Annotated in this window: 19 protein-coding genes, 1 pseudogene and 1 riboswitch; of the genes and pseudogenes, 9 read left to right on the forward strand and 11 right to left on the reverse strand. The window is 72.6% G+C overall.

The features are described 5' to 3' along the window. Positions 1-17 precede the first annotated feature (17 nt). Positions 18-830 (reverse strand): tyrosine-protein phosphatase, encoded by an 813-nt coding sequence (locus IF19_RS0103985; protein ID WP_030113992.1) that lies wholly within the window; start codon positions 828-830, stop codon positions 18-20. 442 nt (positions 831-1,272) lie between these two features. Next, a riboswitch (cyclic di-AMP (ydaO/yuaA leader) is annotated at positions 1,273-1,435 on the forward strand. A 4-nt stretch (positions 1,436-1,439) separates the two neighbouring features. Here IF19_RS0103985 and IF19_RS0103990 point away from each other — a divergent pair. Next, the gene (locus IF19_RS0103990; RefSeq protein ID WP_030275950.1) at positions 1,440-2,390 is read left to right on the forward strand and encodes a LysM peptidoglycan-binding domain-containing M23 family metallopeptidase; all 951 of its coding nucleotides are present in this window, start codon (positions 1,440-1,442) and stop codon (positions 2,388-2,390) included. A 161-nt stretch (positions 2,391-2,551) separates the two neighbouring features. Further along, positions 2,552-3,379 (forward strand): SGNH/GDSL hydrolase family protein, encoded by an 828-nt coding sequence (locus IF19_RS0103995; protein WP_030113995.1) that lies wholly within the window; start codon positions 2,552-2,554, stop codon positions 3,377-3,379. Positions 3,380-3,403: 24 nt separating this feature from the next. Here the strand turns inward: IF19_RS0103995 and IF19_RS0104000 are convergent, their stop codons facing one another. The 6 genes and pseudogenes from IF19_RS0104000 to IF19_RS0104025 form a co-directional block, all read right to left on the reverse strand. After that, positions 3,404-4,327 (reverse strand): STM4011 family radical SAM protein, encoded by a 924-nt coding sequence (locus IF19_RS0104000; protein ID WP_030113996.1) that lies wholly within the window; start codon positions 4,325-4,327, stop codon positions 3,404-3,406. Positions 4,328-4,334: 7 nt separating this feature from the next. Then, positions 4,335-5,741 (reverse strand): STM4012 family radical SAM protein, encoded by a 1,407-nt coding sequence (locus tag IF19_RS0104005; protein ID WP_030113997.1) that lies wholly within the window; start codon positions 5,739-5,741, stop codon positions 4,335-4,337. Positions 5,742-5,896: 155 nt separating this feature from the next. Beyond that, positions 5,897-6,703: pseudogene (locus IF19_RS0104010) on the reverse strand (STM4013/SEN3800 family hydrolase); the annotation flags it as partial. Between the two features lie 43 nt (positions 6,704-6,746). After that, positions 6,747-7,904, reverse strand: a complete 1,158-nt coding sequence (locus IF19_RS0104015; protein ID WP_030114000.1) for an STM4014 family protein — start codon at positions 7,902-7,904, stop codon at positions 6,747-6,749. After that, positions 7,885-8,835: an STM4015 family protein gene (locus tag IF19_RS0104020; protein ID WP_030114001.1), complete on the reverse strand. Its 951-nt coding sequence runs from the start codon at positions 8,833-8,835 to the stop codon at positions 7,885-7,887. The genes IF19_RS0104015 and IF19_RS0104020 overlap by 20 nt, the downstream gene beginning before the upstream one ends. A 13-nt stretch (positions 8,836-8,848) precedes the next feature. Then, a complete protein-coding gene (locus IF19_RS0104025; protein ID WP_030114002.1) occupies positions 8,849-9,802 on the reverse strand; it encodes an STM4015 family protein in 954 nt (317 codons plus the stop codon). Positions 9,803-9,976: 174 nt separating this feature from the next. On the opposite strand from IF19_RS0104025, the gene IF19_RS0104030 reads away from it, so the two are divergent. Both IF19_RS0104030 and IF19_RS0104035 read left to right on the forward strand, forming a co-directional pair. Further along, positions 9,977-10,303, forward strand: a complete 327-nt coding sequence (locus IF19_RS0104030; RefSeq protein ID WP_030114003.1) for a hypothetical protein — start codon at positions 9,977-9,979, stop codon at positions 10,301-10,303. Between the two features lie 122 nt (positions 10,304-10,425). Further along, complete coding sequence (locus tag IF19_RS0104035; protein WP_030114004.1) at positions 10,426-11,430, forward strand: DUF6745 domain-containing protein; 1,005 nt, start codon at positions 10,426-10,428, stop codon at positions 11,428-11,430. Positions 11,431-11,519: 89 nt separating this feature from the next. Here IF19_RS0104035 and IF19_RS0104040 read toward each other — a convergent pair whose 3' ends face one another. Further along, positions 11,520-12,176, reverse strand: coding sequence for a TetR/AcrR family transcriptional regulator (locus IF19_RS0104040; protein WP_030122096.1), 657 nt, complete (start codon positions 12,174-12,176; stop codon positions 11,520-11,522). A gap of 111 nt (positions 12,177-12,287) precedes the next feature. On the opposite strand from IF19_RS0104040, the gene IF19_RS0104045 reads away from it, so the two are divergent. Continuing rightward, entirely contained in the window at positions 12,288-12,728 is a 441-nt protein-coding gene (locus tag IF19_RS0104045) for a PPOX class F420-dependent oxidoreductase (protein ID WP_030114006.1), read from the forward strand. A gap of 99 nt (positions 12,729-12,827) precedes the next feature. Further along, positions 12,828-14,033, forward strand: a complete 1,206-nt coding sequence (locus IF19_RS0104050; RefSeq protein WP_030275955.1) for an MBL fold metallo-hydrolase — start codon at positions 12,828-12,830, stop codon at positions 14,031-14,033. Positions 14,034-14,123: 90 nt separating this feature from the next. Here the strand turns inward: IF19_RS0104050 and IF19_RS0104055 are convergent, their stop codons facing one another. Together IF19_RS0104055 and IF19_RS0104060 are read right to left on the reverse strand one after the other, a co-directional pair. Continuing rightward, on the reverse strand, positions 14,124-14,888 hold the full coding sequence (locus tag IF19_RS0104055) for a MerR family transcriptional regulator (RefSeq protein WP_030275956.1): 765 nt from the start codon (positions 14,886-14,888) through the stop codon (positions 14,124-14,126). A 138-nt stretch (positions 14,889-15,026) separates the two neighbouring features. Beyond that, positions 15,027-15,533 (reverse strand): hypothetical protein, encoded by a 507-nt coding sequence (locus IF19_RS0104060; RefSeq protein ID WP_030114009.1) that lies wholly within the window; start codon positions 15,531-15,533, stop codon positions 15,027-15,029. 116 nt (positions 15,534-15,649) lie between these two features. Here IF19_RS0104060 and IF19_RS0104065 point away from each other — a divergent pair, with 116 nt between their 5' ends. From IF19_RS0104065 to IF19_RS0104075, 3 genes are all read left to right on the forward strand, one after another. Beyond that, complete coding sequence (locus IF19_RS0104065) at positions 15,650-16,135, forward strand: hypothetical protein (protein ID WP_050493676.1); 486 nt, start codon at positions 15,650-15,652, stop codon at positions 16,133-16,135. A 94-nt stretch (positions 16,136-16,229) separates the two neighbouring features. Then, positions 16,230-16,658: a pyridoxamine 5'-phosphate oxidase family protein gene (locus tag IF19_RS0104070; protein ID WP_030114011.1), complete on the forward strand. Its 429-nt coding sequence runs from the start codon at positions 16,230-16,232 to the stop codon at positions 16,656-16,658. A gap of 219 nt (positions 16,659-16,877) precedes the next feature. Further along, positions 16,878-17,390, forward strand: coding sequence for a nuclear transport factor 2 family protein (locus IF19_RS0104075; protein WP_030114012.1), 513 nt, complete (start codon positions 16,878-16,880; stop codon positions 17,388-17,390). Between the two features lie 63 nt (positions 17,391-17,453). On the opposite strand, the gene IF19_RS0104080 is transcribed toward IF19_RS0104075, so the two are convergent. Then, positions 17,454-18,899 (reverse strand): glyceraldehyde-3-phosphate dehydrogenase, encoded by a 1,446-nt coding sequence (locus IF19_RS0104080; RefSeq protein ID WP_030114013.1) that lies wholly within the window; start codon positions 18,897-18,899, stop codon positions 17,454-17,456. Positions 18,900-19,061: the final 162 nt, after the last annotated feature.

A 19,061-nucleotide genomic window follows, 5' to 3' on the forward strand; every position in this document is an offset into this window, starting at 1 on the left:
GGCCGCCGCCGGAGCGGTCAGCCCCGGTCGAGCAGGCGCTCGCGCAGCCGGTCCCGGGTCTCCGGGGAGACGCCCAGGCCCTCGGACAGGTAGCGGTCCGTCGTGCCCCAGTTCTCCTCGATGGCCGCGAAGGCCGCGGCGAGATAGGCGGGCCGCGCTCCGAAGAGCGGGTCCAGCAGCTCCAGGACCTCGGGCGACATGCCGGCCTCGGTGGTGTCGGAGCGCTTGACGGCATAGCGGCGGTGGAGGTCGTTGGACTTGAGGTAGTCCTCCTCGATCGCCTCCTTCTCGACGTCGACCGCCAGTAGGGCGACCGCGATCGAGAGGCCGGCCCGGTCCTTGCCCGCCGCACAGTGCATCAGCGCCGGCACGCTGTCCTCGGCCAGGGCGTGCAGGACCCGGCTGTGCTCGGCGGTGCGCTCCTCGATCGTCGCGCGGTACATCCGGAGCATGCGGTCCACCCCCTGGCCGTCCGCCAGGACCGAGCGGAGCTGCTCGATGTTCCCGTCGCCCACCAGCCGCCAGAACTCCGCGCCGTCGGCCGGGTCCGAGAGCGGAATGCTGATGTTGCGGACACCGGCCAGCTCCACGTCGTACCCGTCGAGCCGGTGGTCGGCCGAGTGGCGGAAGTCGAAGATCGTGTGCAGTCCCAGCCCGCCGAGGAAGGCCGCGTCCTCGGCGGTGGCGTGCGCCAGGTGGCCGCTGCGGTAGAGGCGGCCGAAGGCGGTGCGCCGCCCGTCCGTGGTGGGCAGCCCGCCCACGTCGCGGAAGTTGCGGACTCCGGCCAGCACGGTCTCTGTCGGCGGGACCTGCGGCACCTGCTGCGTCACGGGGGCTCCTGGGATCTCTGGCGCCGGCGCGGCTCGCCGGCGAGGGCGCTCCCGTGACGATACGACATCGATTCCCCCGGAAATCATCACGGTCGAGCACCCCGGTGAGGAGGGCCGCGAACGCCGGAACTGATCCCGCGTCAGTGGTTCCGCGCACCCCATGTCCGTATTGGTGCATTTCGCAGAACATGCCCCGCTAATGGGGGAGATGGGAATGCGGGGGTGAGCGGGATCATATTCGTGACGGTCCGTGGTGAACGCGCCCAGGGGTATTCCCATGGCTCGCGCGGAAATTCAAGATCCGTAATCCACGGAGTGTCACGGGAAATGCCGGGCGATGCCGAATCGATGATTCCGGTGCGCAACCGATGGCTTGTTCCGCTCGTCCCGGCCGGTTTACGGTCACCGTCAATCCGGACGGACCGCCTAATCCTGCCGCCGCCCGGAATTCGCACCCATCCACACAGACGTGGCAGGAGCGGGGGAACCAGGTAAGCCGCCGGACCGGAGTGATCCGGGCCGGCTCGGGGTGAAGTCGCCGCAACGCGACCGGGCATCTCCAGCCCGAACCCGACAGCTCACCTCGCAGGCGCCGGAGAGGAATTCCCCATGCCCGCAAAGGGTAAGCACCGCCGTCCGAAGTCCGGCCCGATCTCCCGCGGCGTCCTCGCCGCCGGGACCGGAGGCGCCGTACTCGCCCTCCCGCTGATCGGCGCCACCGCCGCCAACGCGGCGGACCAGGCCGCCCCGGCCGCGAAGCCCGCCGCCGCCTCGGTGGCCGCCGCGCACACCGCGCCGGCCGCCGCCCCGGCGAAGGCCGCCCCGAAGACGTACTCCGTCGTCTCCGGCGACTACCTGTCGAAGATCGCCGCCGAGCACAAGATCAAGGGCGGCTGGGAGAAGCTCTACCAGGACAACCGCTCCACCGTCGGCGGCGACCCCAGCCTGATCCACCCGGGCATGAAGCTGACCCTCGGCGCCAAGGGCTCCGCCCCGGCCGAAAAGTCCGCCGCCCCCGAGGCCGCCCCGAAGAAGGCGGCCCCGGCCCCGAAGGCCGCGCCGAAGCAGGCGCCCAAGGGCGACACGATCTCCGCCGACGACTCCGAGGGCTCGGAGAAGTCCGCGCAGACCGGTTCCTCCGAGGCCACCGGCTCCGGCTGGTCCGCCCCGCTGGCCAACCCCAACGTCACCACCCAGTACCGCGCTTCGGGCGCCAGCTGGTCCAGCGGCTACCACACCGGCTCGGACTTCCAGGCCGCCTCCGGCACCCCCGTCCTGGCCATCGGCCCGGGCACCGTGGTCTCGGCCGGCAACAGCGGGTCCTACGGCAACGAGGTCGTCATCAAGCACGAGGACGGCATGTACTCCCAGTACGCCCACCAGTCCTCGCTGAACGTCTCCGTCGGCCAGACCGTCACGGGCGGCCAGCAGATCGGCCTCTCCGGCTCCACCGGCAACTCCACCGGACCGCACCTGCATTTCGAGGTCCGCACCGGCCCGAGCTACGGCTCTGACGTCGACCCGATCGCGTACCTGCGTCAGCACGGCGTCTCCGTCTGATCCGGCGCGGGAAGGAGTGAGCGAGGGGCGATGTGCCGTCAGCACATCGCCCCTCGCTTATTCCGTCTTTACCAAAAACTGACCGGGTGGTCTATCTCACCACCCGTCAACCCCATATTACGGTCGCGTAGGTCACATCGAACGGTGCAGGATACGTGGTTGTGGCAGACGATTCGAGAAACAACCAGCAGCACACCATCGGGTCGTACGCGGCGATCGGCGACAGTTTCACCGAGGGCGTCGGCGACCCCGGACCGGACGGGGCCTTCGTCGGCTGGGCGGACCGTTTCGCGGTACTCCTCGCGGACCGGCTCCCCGCCCCCGAAACGTCGGCCGGCCCCGACGACTCCCCGCACGGGAACTTCCGCTACGCCAATCTCGCCGTACGCGGACGCCTCCTCGACCAGATCGTGGCGGAGCAGGTGCCCCGGGCCAAGGAGCTGGCCCCCGACCTGGTCAGCTTCTGCGCCGGCGGCAACGACATCATCCGGCCGGGCACCGACCCCGACGACCTCGCCGAGCGCTACGAGCGGGCGGTCGCCGAACTGAGCGACGCCGTCGGCACGGTCATGGTCACCACCGGCTTCGACACCCGGGGCGTCCCGGTCCTGCGCCACATGCGCGGCAAGATCGCCACGTACAACGTCCACCTGCGGGCCATCGCCGACCGCTACCGGTGCCCGGTGCTCGACCTGTGGTCGCTGCGCTCCGTCCAGGACCGGCGCGCCTGGGACGCCGACCGGCTGCACCTGTCGCCCGAGGGCCACACCCGCGTCGCCCTGCGCGCCGCCCAGGTCCTCGGCCACCAGGTGCCCGCCGACCCCGACCAGCCCTGGCCGCCGCAGGCCCAGCGCACCCCCTACGACACGCGGCGCGACAACATCCAGTGGGCCCGCGAGTACCTGGTGCCGTGGATCGGCCGCCGACTGCGCGGCGAGTCCTCCGGCGACCACGTCGAGGCGAAGCGCCCGGACCTGCTGCCCCTGTAGAGGTCCTTCACGCGGCGGGCGGCCTCAGGATTCCAGCAGCGGCAGCGCGCGACGGGACGGGTCCGGCATGACGAGCCCGTCCCGCGGCGCTCCGCCCGAGGCGCCGAAGCCGGCCGGTATCCGCTCCAGGACACCGCCGGCGAACACGTCGTACAGCGGCAGCGACTCCAGATGCACATAGCCGATGTGGCAGTCGCACACGGCGAGCGGACAGGCCCGCGGGCCGAGCGCCCGGCGGTAGCTGCCGTCGTACAGATTGCCCAGCTCCGCCTTGACGAAATGGCACCGCCGCACCGTGCCCTCACCGTCCACCGAGATCACCGACTCGCCCGTCCGGCACGGCAGCCCCGCCGAACGGTGCGGATCACGGCTGTAGGGGAACAGCGGGTCCAGCTCCGTCCACCGCGCCGCCTCCTCGTCGGTGTACGTACGGCCCTCGGCGGCGTTCACCCAGAGGTAGACCTCCGCGGGCAGCGCCGCCCGCAGCCGCCGCGCCTCACCGAGGTGCTCGTCGAACCCCACGACGCCCACGCTGTACCGGATCCCCAGCGCGGACAGCTCCCGGCACCTGCCCAGGAACCGCTCGTACGGCGTCTGCCCCGGGTGATACGTGCACCAGAGGGCGATCCGCTCCGGATCGGCCTCCGCCAGCCACGCGGTACGGCCGCTCAGGTTCGTCTGGATCGCGACCCGCCCGATGTGCGGCAGGTGCGACAGTTCGGTCAGCGCCCGCCGGTACCAGGAGCGCACCAGCCCCTCGCCCCACGGGGTGAACAGCACGGACAGCCGGTCGTCGGTCTGCTCCGCCGCCCAGCCGGTGAACCGCTCCAGCGCCGCCCGGTCCGACGTCAGCTGCGCCCGGCTGTCGCGCCGCTTGGCGAACGGGCAGTACGGACAGTCGTAGTCGCACGAGGCGAGCGGGCCCCGGTAGAGGATCGTCAGGTCCACGGCCCGGTCACTTCCGCTCGTACGCGGCCATCGCGGCCCGTACACCGGGGGAGAACAGCGCGGGTCCCAGCGCGTCGGAGTGCGCGAGCCCGGACGGGGACAGCCGGAGCAGACCGTCCGGCGCCGAGGCGTCCAGCCAGCCGCGCGCCGCGAAACCCGCCAGCTCGGCCGGGAAGTCCGTGCCCGGCTCCGTACCGAACCGGGCCCGGTAGTCGGCCACCGGCAGCCCCGACGCCTGGAGCAGCGACTGCAGCAGATGCCGGCGGCGCGCCTCGTCCGCGTCGACGTACCGGCCGACCTCGGCCCGGGAGAAGTCCTCGGTGGCGGTGAAACGGTCGATGATCGACCGGATCTCCCGCATGTCCACCGCGTAGTCGAAGGAGTAGTGCAGGGCCGAGGTGTACGAACGGGCACCGCAGCCGAGTCCGATCATGCCGTCGGTCTGGCAGGCGTAGTCCTCGGGCCCCTCCTGCTCCCGGGGGGCGTCGGCGCGCCGGAACATTCGCATCGACACCTGCTCGTAGCCGTGCGCCAGGAGGTGATCGCGTCCCACCGCGTACAGCCGCAGCCGCTGCCGGTCCCAGGCGGCGTCCTCCTCGGCCCGTCCCGGCGCGTCGGCCGGGGCCCCGATGCGGTGCAGCCCGGTGAGCGGGCGCACATAGAGCGGATACAGGTACAGCTCCTCCGGGCGCCAGGCCAGCGCGGCGTCCAGAGAGGTGAGCCAGGTGCGCTCGGTCTGCCCGTCGATGCCGTAGATGAGGTCGATGTTCAGCACCGGTATCCGGGCCTCGCGGATCCGGCCCAGCGCCGCCTCCACGTCGGCGCGGCGCTGCGGACGGACAGCGGCCCGCGCCTCCTCGTCCACGAAGCTCTGGACGCCGATGCTGACCCTCGTCGTGCCCCGGTCGGCGAGGACCGCCAGCCGGTCGGCGGTGGCGGTGGACGGCGAGGTCTCCACGGACAGGGGTATCGAGCGCAGGTCGGCGCCCATCCGCCGCTCGGCCGTGTCGCAGAGCCGTTCCAGCTCCCCGGCGGTGAGGAACGTGGGCGTCCCGCCGCCGAACGCCGCCGCAGCGAACCGCACCGGCTCCTCGTCGCCCAGCGCCTCGCGCACCGACCGGGCCTGGCGGTCCAGCGCGTCGAGATAGCGCGTCGTCAGTTCCTCGGGCGCGCCGATCCGGGTGAAGAGGTTGCAGAAGCCGCAGCGGACCTCGCAGAACGGTATGTGGAGGTAGAGCGAGAGGGCGTCCTTCGGTTCCGCCGCCCAGAGCGACCGCAACCGGGGCCGTTCCTCCAGCGGCCGGTAGGCCGTCTTGTGTGGATAGGCGTAGACGTAGCTCTCGTACGGCCGGACGGCGGGGAGAGGGGGCGCGGTCGCCCCGGCGCTGGTGGCGGCGGTCGTGGTCGTCGTCATCGGGTGGCCCCCGGTTCGTGCGGTGCGGTACGTGAGACGGGTACGGCGGGTACGGCGGTATCGGCCGGTCCGGTCGTCTCGGCCGGTTTCGCGGAGCCGGTCGGCTCGGTGGTCACCGTCTGTTCGGTCGGTCCGGTCAGTTTGGTCGAGTCGGTCGATCCGGTCGGTTCGAGGAAGAAGTGGGCGTACGGGACGGTCCAGACGGACGGGTGGCCGAGCCGGTGGCCGGTGTAACCGTCGTCCCCGTAGGCGGTGCCGTGGTCCGAGCAGACGACGGCGAAGCAGCGGCGCCGGCTGCTCGCCGCCGCGAAGAGGCGGCCGATGTGCCGGTCCACGTACTCCAGGGCGGCCGCGTGCGTGGCACGGGAGTCGCCCGCCTCCCGTGTCGCACCGGGCAGATGGAACCAGTTGGGCTGGTGCAGGGCGGAGACGTTGACGAAGAGGAACAGCCGCTGCTCGCGCGGGAGCGCCGCGACGACCTCCTCGGCCCTGGCGACCTGCTCCTCGAACGAGGTGGGCGAGGCGACTCCGAAGCCGGGCTCCCAGTGGCTCTCCTGGAACATCCCGGGCAGCACCGAGCCGAGCGGCCCCTGCCGGTTGAAGAAACCCACGCCGCCGACGCACACCGTGCGGTAGCCCTCGGCCGCCAGCCCCGACACCAGATCGGGTGTGTCGAAGACGAACGTGCCGTCCGCCGTCGTCTCACTGCCCGCGAACCGCGCCGCGAACAGCCGCGGATGGGGCCCCGGGGACGCGGGCGTCGGCAGGAAGCCCGCGAACATCGCCTGGTGCGAGGCGTAGGTGAAACTGCCCGGAGCGTGCCGCTCCTCCCACACGCCGCCGGGCAGATGCCGGGCCAGGTGGGGGATGCGCCCGGCGGCCGCCAGTTCGACGGCCACGTCGTGGCGCAGCGTGTCCAGGGTGACCAGCAGCAGATCGTGGCTGCCCACGACCTCGCCCATGTCGAGGTGGCCCGAGCCGTCGGCCGGGCGGGCGGGGTCGGGGTCAGGAAGCGGTGACTGCACGGTGGTTCCTTGCTCGGTCCAGTACGGCGGCGACCTGCGCCGCATAGGTGTTCAGGCCCTCGGCGCCGCTGCCCGGCAGACCGGTCAGTCCGGGCAGCAGATCGCCGAAGGCGTTGACCTCGCCGACGGCGAAGCGCCGCCAGCCGACGGCGGGCAGCAGATCGACGCCCACACAGGGCGTCGCCGGGAAGCAGGCCGCCGCCCGCTCGCACATCGCCAGGGCCTCGCGCCAGCAGCCCCCGGCCGCGGCCACGGCGGCCCGGACCTCGTCGAGGTCGCCGCGCACGCCGCCGAGATGCAGATTGGTCATCGGGCTCGTGCTGGTGCGCACCACGGCGTGCGTCGCCCGGCCGCCGACCACCACGATCCTCAGATCGGCGACGCGCCCCCGCTGCGACGCCTTCGGCAGCCAGCGTTCGACGTGCAGCCCGTCGGGCGCCAGCGCGTCCACGACCGCGCCGACCTCCGCCTCCGAGGTGTAGCGCCGCACCCGCAACGAGTTGAACAACCGGCCCGACCCGTCCCGCTCCACCGACGTGCTCGCCTGGATCCGGCCGGGCCCCGCCGTCTCCACGGCGAGCACCCCCGACGCGGAGGAGCCGTGCGCCAGCTTCACGAACGCGCGCGGCATCCGGTGGTCGCGCAGCAGCTCGCGTACGTCGGACCAGTCGCGGACCGGGGGCGCCGCCGGGCCCGACGTCGGCGAGGCGGGCACGGGGACCCCGGCACGGTCGAGGACACCGTGGCACAGCCGCTTGTCGAAGAGCACGCCGATGTCGGCGGGGGAGCCCAGCACCTCGGCCCCCGCCCCCCCTGCCGCACCCGCCACCGCCTCCACCGCCGCGGTGAAGCGCGCGTACCACCGGGCCGAACCCTCCACCCGGGTCGGGTCGTCGACCCCGCGCAGCGCCCGTTCCACCTCGGCGTCCTCGCCGGGCGAATCGAGCCGAACGCTCTCGCCGGGACGGAACTCCGCCTCGCCGCGCAGCACCCGGATCCAGGGCACCACCCGGGCCGGCGGCAGACCGGCGGCCCGCACGGCCTCCTCGAAGAAGGCGACCCGGCGGTTGTCCGGATTGCCGACCACCGCGAAACGCGGCGCCGGACCGCCCCCGGCGCTACTCGCTGACCGCGACATAGCGTTCCGGTTCGTCGTCCGGGTCCCCGTAGTCCTCCTCGGCCTCGCCCGCCTCGACGACGGCGGGCGCGCACGCCGCCCGGATCCGCTCCACCATCGGCTCGGTGAGGTAGTGGTGACGCAGGTCGAGCAGCGAGAGGTGGTTCAGCGGCTGACCGTTGAGCAGCGCCTCCCCGCCCGTATCGCTCAACGTGCCCATCGACAGCGCCAGCGACTCCAGTTGGGCGATCACGGGCGCCGAGCCCACGGCGGCGGCGATCTCGTCCTGGATCTCGCTGTTCTGCAGCCCCAGGTGGCGCAGCCGGGGGAACAGCCCGCCCGCCAGGACCGGCCGCACGTCCTCGACGGTCGCGTCGCCTCCGTACCACGAGCTGCCGAACCACAGATCCAGCCGCTCCAGCGCGGGCAGCTCACTCGCGGCGACCGCGCGCACCAGCTCACCGGGCAGCCCGCCGGACTCGAAGCGCAGCGACTTCAGCGCCCGGTGGCGCAGCGGACGCAGCGCGAGCCCCTCCTGCCCGCAGCCGCGCACGCCGAACTCCTCCAGCAGCGGCAGCGCTTCGAGCACCGGAGTGACGTCGCACATCCGCAGCCAGGAGATCTCGCACTCCTCGCCCTCCACATCGGCGAGGAACAGTCCGCGCAGCGCCGGGAAGCGGTCCGCGTGGGCGACGATCAGCTCCAGCACCGGGGCGAACGGCGTGTACTCGTCGTTCCACCAGGGGCCGATGACGAGCGCCCGGACCCGGGTCGTGTCCACCGTCTCCAGGAACTGCTCCCACAGGTCGGCGAAACCGGTCTCCTCGTCGTATTCGCACACCAGCCGCCAGGCCACGGAGTCGGCGGCGGGGAGCGGTCCGGACGACGGATCCGGGTTGTGCACCGGCAGCCCGTGGAAGTGCTCGAGGTGTTCGATGTCGATATGCGTCATGGCGGCGTGCTCCCTATTCCGAGACGGCGGTGTAGCGGCCCTCGGCGCCCCGGTCGCCCCAGGGCTCGCACCGCTCGGAGAGGTCGACGCGCACCCCGTGCGGCTCCAGTGAGGAGCGGACCCGCTCCTCCATCGCCTCGGTGAGGAAGTGGTGGTGGAGGTCGAGCAGTTCCAGATGGGTCAGGGGCTGGCCCTCCAGCAGGGCGGCCGCCCCCTCGTCGCCCAGCGTTCCGTTCGAGAGGTCGAGCACCCGCAGCCGGGCGACGACCGGGGCCGACGCGATGGCCGCGGCGATCTCGTTCTGGATCTCGCTGTTGCGCACACCCAGGTGGACCAGCCGGGGGAAACGGGTGCCGGAGAGCAGCGGAGCGAGGTCGGCGACGTCGGTGTTCCCCTCGTACGCGGACACCCCGAGCCAGAGGTCGAGGCGCTCCAGGGCGGGTAGTTCGCTGTCCAGCACCCCGCGCACGACCTCGACGGGCAGCCCGCCCGCCTGAAGGGTCAGAGCCCGCAGCCGCTCGTGCTTCGTCGGCGGGAACACCAGGTCCGTGCCACCGCGCACGCCGAACTCCGTCAGCGCGGGGAAGGCGTGCAGCAGCGCCGTCACGTCGGACTGCTCGATCCAGGTGATCTCGGCCTCTTCCGCCTCCAGATCACCGACGAACACCGCCTCCAGAGCGGTCAGCCGGTCGGCGGCGGCGATGACGAGGCCGATCGGCACCGAGGACTTCTCCTCGTACGCCTCGCCCCACTGACCGATGATCAGGGCCCGGACCCCGGCCGGATCCACCGTCTCCAGGAAGCGGGCGAACGCCTCCTCCCAGGTCAGGTCGTCGTCCCCGTACGGATCGACCGAGATGCGCCAGGCAGCGGCGTCCGCGGCGGGCCGGGAGCCCCCGTCGCCCGTGTGCTGGAAGTCGACGGCCGGAAGGCCGCCGAACTCGTGCAGATGCTGCGCACCGTACATGGCCCTGAGCTCCTGATCCTGGAACGGCTGATGTCCGCAAGGTCTATCAAGCCGCACTGACAGCGCCGCGACCGGGACCCGTTCGGCCCCGCTCCCGGGGGCGTTGTCAGACCCTGCCCGTAGCGTTTTTTCCGTGGCCGGCACAGCGGGTGCCGCGACCGAGGGGAGACGTCCGTGTACCGGCAGGGCGATGTACTGATCATGGAACTGGACGAGTCGGCGGTGCCCGCCCCCTACCTGGAGGCCCCGGGCGAACAGCGCGACGCACGGGGACGGTTGGTGCTCGCGCTGGGCGAGGTCACCGGGCACGCGCACGCCGTGCAGGGGCCCGGACGGCTGATCCGGGAAGCCGGGCCGTTCGGCCCGATGCTGCTCCATCTCCCGGAGGGCGGGCGGGTGGTGCACGAGGAGCACGCGGTGATCCCGCTCCCCAAGGGCTGGTTCCGCGTCGTGCGCCAGCGCGAGTACGCGCCGGGCGCGGTCCGCATCGTGGCGGACTGACCGAGACCGGGGGCGGCCCTCCGGGGCCCGGCCCGCGCCGGGCTTCGGGCGGCGGCCGCACCGGGCACCACCCACCACAGACACAGATCAGAACGAGCACAGCAGGGGACGGGGACAAGCGGATGAGCAGTGACGTGAACGCGTGGCGGAACGTGGCGGCGGCGACGGGCCGGGCCGACCGGGCGGCGGCCGAGGCGGGGGTGCGGCGCGCCTACCGGACCGCCGGGCTGACCGAGCCGGACCGGATCATCTGGGCGGCGTCGCCCCGGGCCGCCGTCGAGACGGTGGAGAAGCTGACGGACGCCGGACGGTCCGTACGGGAGGAGGTCCGCACCCGGCCCTGGGCCGCGGAACGCCGCCGGATGTACGACGAGCTGGGCCCCTCGGGCTGGGCGGCGCTCTGGTCCGCCACCGGGGCCCAGCTGTGGGAGACGACGGCCGCGCTCGCCGAGCGGATACGGACCGGCGTCGCCGCCGACCTGGCCTCCGGGACCGGGGAGGAGGGAGCCGTGCGGCTGGTGCTCCTGGACGCGGTGCTCGGCCAGCACGACGCCGCCTGGCTCGCCGCGTTCGACGGGCGCGGCGACCGGCTGGCGGGCCTCGCGGAGGTGGCCCGCAACGCCGGCTGGTGGTGGCCCTACGAGCACGCCGTGGTCATCACCGAACGGCCCGACGTCCTCCACCGCGACGAGGCGGGCCGGCTCGACCACGGGGAGGGCCCCGCCCTCGCCTACGGGGACGGCTTCTCCCTGTACGCCTGGCGCGGCATGCCCGTGCCCGCCGCGTTCCTGGCCGAGCTGCCCTCCCTGACCCCCGAGCGCGTCCGGGCCGAGGAGAACGCCGAGCTGCGCCGGGTGATGCTGGAGTACTACGGCTACGACCGCTACCTCACCGAGTCCGGCGCCCAGCCCGTCCACCGCGACGAGACCGGCGTCCTGTGGCGGATCGCGCTCGACGGAGACGAGGACGTGGTCATGGTCGAGGTGGTCAACTCCACCCCCGAGCCGGACGGCACGTACCGCACCTACTGGCTGCGCGTGCCGCCCGCCACCCGCACCGCGAAGGACGGGGTCGCCTGGACGTTCGGGCTGGAAGGGGCGGCGTACGCACCGCTGCGACAGACCTGAGGGGCGCGGAGCCGGCGGGCCGGCGGCGCGGAGCCGGGGGAGGGCCCACCCGGTGCGGGCGTCGTCGTCCCGGCCGCCGGGCCGCCCGTTCAGCCGCTCTCGCGCGACGGTGCGACCGCCCGCCCCGGGACCGGGGAGCCGGTCAGCGCCGCGAGCCCGAGTCCCAGCTCCCGGGCGAGCGCCTCGTCGGTCCACCGCAGCATCGTGGCCCGGGATACCGGACCCGCGTACGAGGTCGTCTGCACCGCCATCCCGTCCAGCAGGGCCGTCAGCCGCCAGGCCGCCGACCGGGGGTCCTCGCACCGGAACTCCCCGGCCGCGGCGCCCTCCGCCATGACCTGGGCCAGCTCCGCCTTCCACCGCTGGTCGAGGTCGCCCGCGACCTCACGCAGCGCCGGGTCGCGGAGGGAGGCGGCCCAGCCCTCGATCCACAGCCGCCAGCCCTTGGCCTGCCCCGTCGGCGCGTACCATCGAACGGCCGCCCGGAGCCGTCGCACGGCGGTGGTGCGCCGGGCCAGCAGCTTCCGGAGGTGCGCGAGATCGGCCTCGGCCGCGTACGCGAACGCCGCCGCAACCAGCTTCTCCTTGGTCGAGAAGTGGTAGAGGACCAGTGCGTTGCTCACTCCCAGCACGGAGGCCACGTCGGCGATCCGCACGGACGAGACCCCGCGGAGTTCGATCTGCCCGACCGCCGCGCGCAGTATCTCCTCACGGCGCTCCGCCACGTTCAACCGGACTCTTGCCACCGGGACACCCTAACGAATCGGTCAGGCCGGCGACCCCCGCCGCAAGGCCGTCCGGACGGGCGGTGCGGCCCGCTCCGGAATCCTGCGACCGGCCCGTACGTTGCAGACTGCATGACGCGAAGCGAACAGGCACAGGAAGGGCTGCTCCGCCTGATGGGCGAGCACGACGGGGGAGTCCTCGTCACGCTGAAGCAGGACGGGCGGCCGCAACTGTCGAACGTCAACCACGCCTTCTCCCCCGACGAGCGGGTCATCCGCGTCTCCATCACCGAGGACCGGGCGAAGACCCGGAACCTCCGGCGCGATCCCCGGGCGAGCTACCACGTCACCAGCGACGACCGCTGGGCCTGGACCGTCGTGGACGGGACCGCCGAGCTGACCCCGCCCGCCGCGGCCCCGGACGACGACACCGTGGAAGCCCTGATCGCCCTCTACCGGGACCTCCGGGGCGAGCACCCCGACTGGGACGACTACCGACGGGCCATGGTCGAGGACCGCCGGGTACTGCTCACCCTGCACATCGAGCACGTCTACGGGCAGCCGCGTGGCTGACACCGCCGACCGGAGCGGCTGCCCCGTTCAGCATCTTCTGGTCGCCCTGTCGTACAGCACGACCATAATGAGACGACACCGACTCCCTCAGGAGATGTTGTGACCGGCGCTGACCACTTGCTTCCGCTCCGCACCAAACTGCGCTCCCTGCGCACCGCGCCCTTCGGGGCCGACCCGGCCGGAGCGCGGATGGAGCGCATCCGCCGCTCGCCCCATTTCGTCGACGGTTCCTTCCAGAACCCGGTGGGGGCCCGGACCCGGCCCTCCGGCTCGACCGTCGAGTTCGCCAAGATCTACTTCCAGAAGGAGCAGCGGGCCCGCCGGACGCCGGACGGCACCGTGCCCGTGCACCCCACGACCCTCGCCGATCTGGCCGCACCACCCGTCTCGGGCCTACGGCTGACCTGGATGGGCCATTCCAGCGTGCTGGCGGAGATCGACGGCAGCCGCGTCCTGTTCGACCCGGTATGGGGTCAGCGCTGCTCCCCGTTCCCGTTCGCCGGACCCAAGCGCCTGCACCCGACGCCGGTGCCGCTGGCCGCGCTCGGCCCCGTCGACGTGGTGGTGATCTCCCACGACCACTACGACCACCTCGACCTGCCGACGATCCGCGCCCTGGCCGGAACCGACACGGTCTTCGCGGTGCCGCTCGGGGTCGGCGCCCACCTGGAGCGCTGGGGCGTCCCCGCCGGCCGGCTGCGCGAACTCGACTGGAACGAGACCGCGACCGTCGGCGGCATCCGGCTCACCGCCACCCCCGCACGCCATTTCTGCGGGCGCGGGCTGCGCAACCAGCAGCACACCCTCTGGGCGTCCTGGGCGGTCGTCGGCCCGGAGCACCGGATCTACCACAGCGGTGACACCGGCTACTTCCCCGGCTTCCGGGACATCGGCGCCGAACACGGCCCCTTCGACGCCACCATGATCCAGATCGGTGCGTACTCGGAGTACTGGCCCGACATCCACATGACCCCCGCCGAGGGCATGCGCGCCCATCTGGACCTCCAGGGCGGCAGCCCGCACGGGGTGCTGCTGCCGATCCACTGGGGCACCTTCAACCTGGCCCCGCACGCCTGGGCGGAGCCCGCCGAGTGGACGAAGGACGCGGGCGACGAGGCGGACCAGCCGCTGGCGTTCCCCCGGCCGGGCGAACCGTTCGAGCCGGCCGGGATCCTGCCCGTGGAGCCGTGGTGGCGACCGCTGTCACCCGCGCTCGCCCGGCCGTGGCGCCCTGCCGAGGGCCAGGCGGCCGCCGGTCCCGCACCGGCGGCCCGGGGCGACCTCGACCTCGCCGGCGAGCGCTGACCCCGGACACTCGACACGCACCTCACGGCAGAGCCGCCGCCGGGCCGTCCGGCGGCGGCTCCACCCGTTCCGGGCGGTCGGTCCCGGTGGTCAGGCGAGCCGGACCGCGTACACCTCGATGGCGTCGCGCTGGTAGGCGGCCAGGCCCGGTGCGATGGCCTCGTACGCCGCGCGCCACTCCTCGTTCTCCACGCAGGACCGCCCGACGGCCCGGTACTCGTCGGCCGAGGCGACATGCAGGTCGTTCAGCGCCCGGTACTGCGCGTCGATCTCCGCCTGCACGGGCTCGGCGTCGGCCGGGGTACCGCCGGCCATGTGCTCGGCCAGCCGGATCATCAGCGCCGTGCGCTCGCGCTGTCCCGCCTCGACCTCGGCCGGGGGCATGGCGGCGGTCCGCCGCCGCGTCTCCTCGGCGAGGCCGGGGAAGTCGCGCAGGTTCTCCTCGTACCGGGAGGGCTGGATGCCCTCGAACAGGTTCTCCGGTCGGTTGATGGCGGTCATGGTCGTACCGTCCCTTCTGGACTGTTCCAGTTCGGCGATCGTGCGGGAGACGGTCGCGGCCAAGGCGTCGAGCCGGTCCCGCTCGGAGACCAGCCGCAGGCGGTGGCTCCGCAGGGCCTCCACCGTGTCGACCTGATCGGCCACGACCCGGCCGATCTCCGGCAGCCCGACGCCCAGGGCGCGCAGGACGAGGATCTGCTGCAGCAGCAGGAGTTGGTGCTCCTCGTAGTAGCGGTGGCCGTTCGAGCCGATCCGGGCCGGCGGCAGCAGGCCGATCTCGTCGTAGTGCCGCAGGGTCCGAGCGGTCACCCCCGACATGCGGGCCACCTCGGAGATCGGCCAGTCCTCCGCCACGTCCTCACTCCCTCACCATCGCTTCACCGGGCCGGTTTCTCCGGCCCTGGTCATGACCGTAGGAGCTGCCGCAGCGGCAACTTCAAGCCTCCGGCCGCACCGGTCGGCGGCGTTGCCCGCCGGGCCGGGACCGGCGGCTCAGCACCCGCCCTCCTCGACGGAGACGGAAAGGCTGACCGTGACACTCGTCAGACCCGGTTCGGGCTCCGGCGGCGACACGCTCAGGCAGAACGCCGCATCGACGTCCTTCGCCGAGACCTCGAACCGCTCGACGGAGTCACCGGCCTTGTCTGCGGGCGTGGCGGACGTGGCGGTCCTCTTGTCGACGTGGAGCACGCCGCCCGCCGAGGGGCCTTCGCCGCTGTCTTTCAGCGCGTCGCGGATCAGGCTCTCGTATCCACCGGTCCACGAACCCAGGGTGCGGGGATGCTCCTCCAGATCCCGGGCGGCCACGCGCACGGCGTCGCTCAGCTCGCCCTCGCTCCACGAGGAACTCGCGTGGAGGTAGTAGATGCCGCCGACCGCGAACAGCAGGGAGCCGATGATGAGTGCCACACCGATCGGGTTGTTCGGATTGTAGACATAGCGATTCGTCCCCCACTTCTCACGGATGATGATCGGCTCGTCGTCACGGTCCCGGCTCATGGGGCGAGCCTAGGGTGTCGCCGCTCCCGGCCGTCGGGGCGGTGCGCGCTGCCGGAGGGCCGTCCTGCCGCGGCCCACAACGCAACGATCACCGCGCCACGCGCGTCTACTCCGGCATGATGGATCTTCCTGAAGACCCCGCCGACATCGACGACGAGGACGCGCGGGTACGGCCTGGCCCGTTCCGGCGCCATGCGCTGTGGGTCGTGGCCGTCACCGCCGCCGGAGTGGCGCTCGGGTGGGTGGGCGCCCTGTTCCGCATCGGACCGGAGGAGTTCGGCCTGCCGCCCGCCGCCCCCGGCGCCCTCTGGCCGTACCTGCTCGCCTGGACCGTGATCGGCGTTGCTTCGGCCGCGCTCCTGCGGTGCGTCGCCGCCAGGGTGCCGGTGTACGAACCGGAGTCGGCGGTCATCGGCGTCGTCATGATCGGTACGCGGCTGTCGCTGGGCTGGCGGCCCGAACCCCTGGAGGTCGCCGGTCTCGCCGCGGCCGGGCTGCTCCTGGTGGCCGTCTGGTGCGCTGTCGCCTGGCGTGGGGCGTCGGTCGTCCGACGCTCCGGGGAGGCCCCGCGACCGCCTCGGGACACGCCGACCGCCGCCTGAGGGCCGCTTCCGTCGCGGGCGGGGCACACTGGGGCGGCTCTCCCGCATTCCGCGTTCCCGCGCCCACCCGCATTCCCGTACGAAGGAGCATGCCGTGGCACTCAGCCGTGAAGAGCGCGAACGGTTCCTCGCCGACCCCCATGTCGCCGCCCTGTCCGTGGCGTCGGGGGAGGGCGACCGGGCCCCGCTGAGCGTGCCGATCTGGTACGCGTACGAACCGGGCGGCGACGTCCGCGTCCTCACCGGCCGCACCTCCCGCAAGGCCGAACTGATCGCTGCGGCGGGCCGGTTCACGCTGCTGGTCGACCGGCTGGAGCCGACCATCCGGTACGTCTCCGTCGAGGGGCCCGTCGTCGACACCCGGCCCGCCACGCGCGCCGACCTGGAGCGCATGTCGGCGCGCTACCTCCCCGCCGAGAAGGTCGCCGGGTACGTGGACTTCGCCTGGGAGAACCACGGCGAACAGATCGTGATCACGCTGCGTCCCGAGCGCTGGGTCAGCTCGGACCTCGGCCAGGTCTGAGCCGTCGCCGTACGGGCGGCGGCGTGATGGCCCTGCCGCGGCTCCGTACGGCGGACGGTTTGGAGGCGGCGAGACGGGAGCGGATCTCGCGGCCGCACACCCGGCGGGCCTCGGGGGCGCCCTGCCCGGCCGACCGGGCTGGGCGGCGGCGTCGGGCAGCACCCCGCGTCCGCCGAAAACCCGTCGCCCGGCTTCGGGGCGGCTTGGTAGGAAGGCGCTGTGGAGACGGATGCGCAGAACCCCCTGGACCATGGGAACGCCCTGAGGCGCCTGATCGCCGAGCGTGCCTGCGAGCGGCTGGTCGTCGAGTTCGTCCGCAGGCTGGATCTGGGGGATCCCGCCGACGTGGCGGAGCTGTTCACCCCGGACGGTGTGTGGGAGTGGGCCGAGGGAGAGCGGCGAATCGAGGGCCGCGACGCTCTGCGTGCCTACTTCGCGGGCCGTCCCGCCGATCGGCTCTCGCGCCGTCTGTGCACCAACATCCTGGTGACCCTCACGTCCGCCTCGACGGCGACCGCCGGCACGTACTTCACGACGTACCGCGTGGACGGCCACACCGGCGGCATGCTGCCGCCGCGCCTCCCCGTCCAGGTCGGGCGCTACGAGGACACCTTCCGGGAGAGCGACGGCAGGTGGCTTCTCGCCGAACGGCGGCTCTTCCTCGACTTCGGCGGGCCCACCGCACGGCTGAGCCCGGCGGACAGCCCCTCGGCGCCCGGCACCCGCACATGACGCCGGTGTCCGGCAGGAGGACCTGCCGGACACCGGGAGCCGTGCGGAAGGGACTACCGGGGGTCAGACCGCCGGGGCCGGGAAGGTCGGGTACTCCACGCCGGAGACGTGCTGGACGACGCGGATGACCTGGCACGAGTAGCCGAACTCGTTGTCGTACCAGAGGTAGAGGATCGCGTTGTCGCCGTCGACCTTGGTGGCGCCCGCGTCGACGATCGAGGCGTGGCGCGAGCCGATGAAGTCGCTGGAGACCGCGTCCGGCGCGCTGATGAAGTCGATCTGGCGCTTGAGCGGCGAGGCCAGCGACACGTTGCGCAGGTAGTCGAGAACCTCCTCGCGCGTGGTCTCGCGCTCCAGCCGCAGGCTGAGGATCGCGATCGAGACGTCCGGCACCGGCACGCGGATCGAGCTGCCGGTGATCGGGGCCTTGAGGTCGGGCAGCGCCTTCGCGACGGCGGAGGCGGCGCCGGTCTCGGTGATGACCATGTTGAGCGCCGCCGAACGGCCGCGGCGGTCGGAGCCGTGGTAATTGTCCAGCAGGTTCTGGTCGTTGGTGTACGAGTGCACGGTCTCGACGTGCCCGCGCAGCACACCGTACTCGTCCGCCATCGCCTTGAGCGGCGGGACGATCGCGTTGGTCGTGCAGGACGCGCAGGACAGGATCTGGTCGTCCGGCTTGATCGTGTCGTGGTTGACGCCGTGCACGATGTTGGGGACGTCGCTCTTGCCCGGCGCGGTGAGCACGACCTTGGAGACGCCCGGCCGGAGGTGCTTCGACAGCCCCTCGCGGTCGCGCCACCGGCCGGTGTTGTCGATCAGGATGGCGTCGTCGATGCCGTACGCCGTGTAGTCGACCGTCGTCGGGTCGTCCGAGTAGATGACCTGGATCTCGTTGCCGTTGGCGATGATCTTGCCGTTCGCCTCGTCGACGGTGATCGTGCCCTGGAACTGGCCGTGGATCGAGTCGCGCCGCAGCAGCGAGGCGCGCTTGACGATGTCCTGGCCCTTGCCCTTGCGGACGACGATCGCCCGCAGGCGCAGCCCGTTGCCCGAGCCGGCCTTCTCGATGAGCAGGCGGGCGATGAGCCGGCCGATGCGGCCGAAGCCGTAGAGCACCACGTCGCGCGACGCGCGGCGCTCGATCTTGTTCTCGCCCGTCGCCCCGGCGACGGCCTCCGCGGTGAACTCCTCGACGGAGAGCCCGCGGCCGTCGGCCCGGTAGGTGGCGGCCAGCATGCCGATGTCGATCTGGGACGGGCCGAGGTCGAGCGTCGTGAGCGCCCGCAGGAACGGCATCGTCTCGGTGACCGAGAGCTCCTCACCGGCTATCTGCCGGGCGAAGCGGTGGGTCTTGAGGATGCTGACCACCGACTTGTTCACCAGGGAGCGGCTGTGCAGCAGGACGTTCACGTCCTGCTCACGGTGCAGCTTCCCGATGATCGGGATCATCGACTCCGCGATCTCCTCGCGGTGCATCCAGTTGGTGAACGAGTCGTCGTTGACAGTCACAGGTTTCTCTTTCGAGCTAGGCGGCGCTCATATGGTAACCGGATGGTTTCCGAGGCTGTCAGGGGGTGCCCTACCTGCGGGTAGGGCCACGTTTCCGGCCGTCCGGAGGGGCGTGGAGTGCTCGCGGTGTCCAGCATGTGGGCGGCCCGGATCGGTGCGGCG

It is taken from the genome of Streptomyces californicus, assembly GCF_000717645.1.
Taxonomy (GTDB): Bacteria; Actinomycetota; Actinomycetes; order Streptomycetales; family Streptomycetaceae; genus Streptomyces; species Streptomyces californicus.

Excerpts from the sequence above, each read along its gene's own strand:
- IF19_RS0103990 (WP_030275950.1), top strand. The coding sequence starts at position 1,440 with ATGCCCGCAAAGGGTAAGCACCGCCGTCCGAAGTCCGGCCCGATCTCC.
- IF19_RS0104005 (WP_030113997.1), bottom strand. The coding sequence starts at position 5,741 with ATGACGACGACCACGACCGCCGCCACCAGCGCCGGGGCGACCGCGCCC.
- IF19_RS0104015 (WP_030114000.1), bottom strand. The coding sequence starts at position 7,904 with ATGTCGCGGTCAGCGAGTAGCGCCGGGGGCGGTCCGGCGCCGCGTTTC.
- IF19_RS0104020 (WP_030114001.1), bottom strand. The coding sequence starts at position 8,835 with ATGACGCATATCGACATCGAACACCTCGAGCACTTCCACGGGCTGCCG.
- IF19_RS0104025 (WP_030114002.1), bottom strand. The coding sequence starts at position 9,802 with ATGTACGGTGCGCAGCATCTGCACGAGTTCGGCGGCCTTCCGGCCGTC.
- IF19_RS0104035 (WP_030114004.1), top strand. The coding sequence starts at position 10,426 with ATGAGCAGTGACGTGAACGCGTGGCGGAACGTGGCGGCGGCGACGGGC.
- IF19_RS0104045 (WP_030114006.1), top strand. The coding sequence starts at position 12,288 with ATGACGCGAAGCGAACAGGCACAGGAAGGGCTGCTCCGCCTGATGGGC.
- IF19_RS0104060 (WP_030114009.1), bottom strand. The coding sequence starts at position 15,533 with ATGAGCCGGGACCGTGACGACGAGCCGATCATCATCCGTGAGAAGTGG.
- IF19_RS0104065 (WP_050493676.1), top strand. The coding sequence starts at position 15,650 with ATGATGGATCTTCCTGAAGACCCCGCCGACATCGACGACGAGGACGCG.